Origin of the sequence: Nostoc cf. edaphicum LEGE 07299 (assembly GCF_015207245.1) — a bacterium.
GTDB classification, from domain to species: domain Bacteria; phylum Cyanobacteriota; class Cyanobacteriia; order Cyanobacteriales; family Nostocaceae; genus Nostoc; species Nostoc edaphicum_B.
In genome coordinates, this window is the sequence record NZ_JADEXF010000779.1 from 1 (window position 1) to 3,140 (window position 3,140).

Sequence of the window (3,140 nt, forward strand, 5' to 3'; positions counted from 1 at the left end):
GGTGACACCCATCGTATTATCTTCATTCCACACACGAACAGTAACACCAGAGCGGTTTGAAGCTTTGACTTGTTTTGGCTCACCTTGGTCTACTTGCACGTTAGTGTCATCTACTGTTGAGCCGTAAATGTCGAATTTCTTAATACCAAGCTTATCAGCATTGTCCTTGGCAGAATTTGCAATTTCATTTATATTCGGCATAGTCAATTTTTAGATTTTGGATTTTCTTGCTCCCTACTTCAGACTGGGAGTGTAATGATAGAAGGCTTCTGCCTCCTAGATAAAATAGCCACCAGGAAGGCGTTTCCAGGTAGAACCTGGAATTTGATAAAGTTATCGTCCACCCACAGTAATAGAATCAACCTTGATGTGGGGTTGTCCGACTGTAGTGTAAATACTGCCACTGACTGAGCCACAAAAGCCTGGTGCAATTTCCAAATCTTGGGAACACATGGAAATTTTATTCATGATTTCCTTGGCTTCACCAATGAGAATTGCTCCCTTTAGCGGTTTGGTGATTTTGCCATTTTCAATTAAATAAGCTTCATCAACACTAAAGTTAAATTGGCCTGTCGCACCAACGCTACCACCACCCATTTTTTTACAGTAAATACCTTTATCAACAGAGGCAAATAATTCATCATTGCTATATTCGCCAGAATCAATATAAGTATTACGCATCCGGCTAGCAGCGGCATAAGTATAATTTTGGCGGCGTCCACTTCCAGTTCTGGGGTGTCCGGTGCGTGAGGAACCTGTTCTATCTGCTAAGAAGTTTTTCAGAACGCCTTTTTCAATTAAGAGTGTTCTTTGAGCGGGCATACCTTCGTCATCCATGTCAATTGTCCCGAAGGCATTTTCAGAGCGCCCTTCATCCCAGGCTGTCAAACTTTCGTGGGCAATTTTTTCGCCTTTTTTGTCAGCAAAGGGAGTGGTATTGCGTTCTATTTGAGTGGTTTCTAGTAAGTGTCCGCAAGCTTCGTGGAAGATTACGCCGCCAAAGTGATTGGCCATAATGATGGGATAAGTACCCGATTCCACGTAATCTGCGTAGAGCATTTTTCCAGCCGATTCTGCTATTTTCTCGGCGGCTTGTTGAGAATCCCAAGTTCGCAAGAAGTTGGCATCACTAGTATTACCTGCGCGATCGCCAATTGAGGTACGATTAGCACCATCAGCACACAACAAGTTAAATCCTACTGACTGCGTGAGGCGAATATCACGGGCAAAAGTCCCGTCACTAGCGGCGATTAAAACTTCTTGCCAATCCCGGAAATAGGTAGCACGGCGCGATTGGACGTGGCTAGCTTTTTGCTTCAGGTGGGCAGTACCATCTAAGAGGATTTCTCCCATTTCTCGGATGGAGCTACACACTGGTAGCCATGCATCTTTACCTCTTTTGCTGGCGTAATCTCTCAGTAATTCTAGGTTGATTTCGGGGATGAAAGCTTTAGCAGTGGGTAGTTGCAATCCCAAGATAGAAAGACCTTTTTCTAAGGCTGCTTTCAAACCGGAAAACGAAAGGTCATTAGTGCTAACGTAGCAGTCAGCTTTACCACGAAATACTCTGACTCCCGCGCCTGTAGACAGACTGGGTGAAATACTCGTGATAGCGTCATCTTCTGCAAGAGAACTAATATAGTTGCGACGCTCTAAAAATAATTCGATGAAGTCAGCACCAGCGGCGCGTCCTAGTCCCAGAAGGGTAGCCAGGGGGGCTTCCCAGGTTTCATCGAAACGCTCTGGTGTAGAGGAATATTGGAGAGTGGGAAGTTGATTCGAGAGAAGTAGCGTACTTGTAAGCATGGGGTAGCCTCGTCTGCTGGCGTAGTTCAGAGATTTGACTGAAAAATCCTGGTGTGTTCAGTCTAACAAATGAGCAAAAGCCACAGTTGCTAGAAAAACGTGTGGATTTCCCTCCCCTTTAACAACGCCTTGGCAAATCTGCTCACAGACTAGAAATTTGGAGCTATTTGACGAAGAATTCAGAAGTCAGAATACAAAAGTGGAGCAAGGAAAGCTCCGCTTTTGTATAAGTGTAAAATAAAATACACTTAATATTTATGTACTTACGGCATTCTTCTCAGGTTTATTTACGGTTTGCTATTTTTAGTGGAATTCTGACTGTTTCTCGCTGTTTGAAAGTCTGACCTAAATTAGAAGCTGGCTCTGTTGATAGTAGATTCTTAAACAAGAGCTTTAGGGTTCGAGTAATAGTTTTCAGAATTTTCATTTTGCTAGCAGTCGGCTTTTCATCGTATCTCAAAACCATTGGAATTTCTACGATTTTTGGTTTGAGGGCTTTGGCTTTCAGCAGTAAATCTATCATGCAAGCAAATCCACTTTCAGTGAATAGATTGTCCCCATAATACATATCCAGTTTAGTGAGGAAAGTACGGTTATACAATCTGTAACCACAAGTGTAGTCTTTTACGCTTGGTACACGGGCTGCAATTCTGAAAAGCCAGCTGGCTCCGTAACTCATCAGCTCTCTAAATTTTGATAAGCCTATGACTTTAGAACCTTTTCGATATCTAGACGCGATCGCAATATCATAGCTACCAGCTATCATAGTGTCATACATTTTTATTAATAGCTCTGGTGGTTGAGTATTATCACAATCCATCGCCGCTAAAAAATCACCTTCTTTGGAAATTTCCAAGAAAGTCGTAAAACCTGTTTTAATTGCTTGACCTAAACCAGCATTTTTGGGATGCTGGACTAATTTCAGTGATATATCTAGTGATTGAGATTCTTCTAAAGCGGTTTGAGCAGTTTTATCGCTACTGCCATCATCAACAAGAATCAGTTCTATCTCTATATTAAAGATTTGCTGCAATGTCTGAAACTTTTTGAACAAGGGTCGAATTGATTCTTGCTCGTTGTATGCGGGTAAAAGAACAAAAAGACTCATAAAGACCTCGCGTGATTTTTAAAATAAAGTATGATTACTCAAATTTCAAGAATTCAGGAATGCTGATTTTTTGAGAAATTCATCGACTTGTCGAACTACTGCGTTGTTGTTGACGCTATCATTGACCAACTGTGAGGTATTGACGACGAAAACATCATCGTTTTCAGTACTCACTTTTGGAACAAGGCTGGAATAATTTAAAACTTGTAGTGGCTGTACTTTAATC

General features: G+C 41.7%; 3 protein-coding genes and 1 pseudogene. All 4 read right to left on the bottom strand.

From position 1 onward, the window contains the following. Window positions 1–201, bottom strand: a 201-nt coding sequence (locus IQ229_RS20520) for a PmbA/TldA family metallopeptidase (protein ID WP_409339954.1), incomplete at its 3' end; no start/stop codon positions are given. Window positions 202–333: 132 nt separating this feature from the next. Then, the gene (locus tag IQ229_RS20525) at window positions 334–1,806 is read right to left on the bottom strand and encodes a TldD/PmbA family protein (RefSeq protein ID WP_194046904.1); all 1,473 of its coding nucleotides are present in this window, start codon (window positions 1,804–1,806) and stop codon (window positions 334–336) included. A gap of 283 nt (window positions 1,807–2,089) precedes the next feature. Beyond that, window positions 2,090–2,914 (bottom strand): glycosyltransferase family 2 protein, encoded by an 825-nt coding sequence (locus tag IQ229_RS20530; protein ID WP_194046906.1) that lies wholly within the window; start codon window positions 2,912–2,914, stop codon window positions 2,090–2,092. 45 nt (window positions 2,915–2,959) lie between these two features. Beyond that, a pseudogene (locus IQ229_RS24275) lies at window positions 2,960–3,140 on the bottom strand (NAD(P)/FAD-dependent oxidoreductase); the annotation flags it as partial.

What these genes read in the sequence shown, in the direction of transcription:
- IQ229_RS20525 (WP_194046904.1), bottom strand. Translation starts at nt 1,806, where the DNA reads ATGCTTACAAGTACGCTACTTCTCTCGAATCAACTTCCCACTCTCCAA.
- IQ229_RS20530 (WP_194046906.1), bottom strand. Translation starts at nt 2,914, where the DNA reads ATGAGTCTTTTTGTTCTTTTACCCGCATACAACGAGCAAGAATCAATT.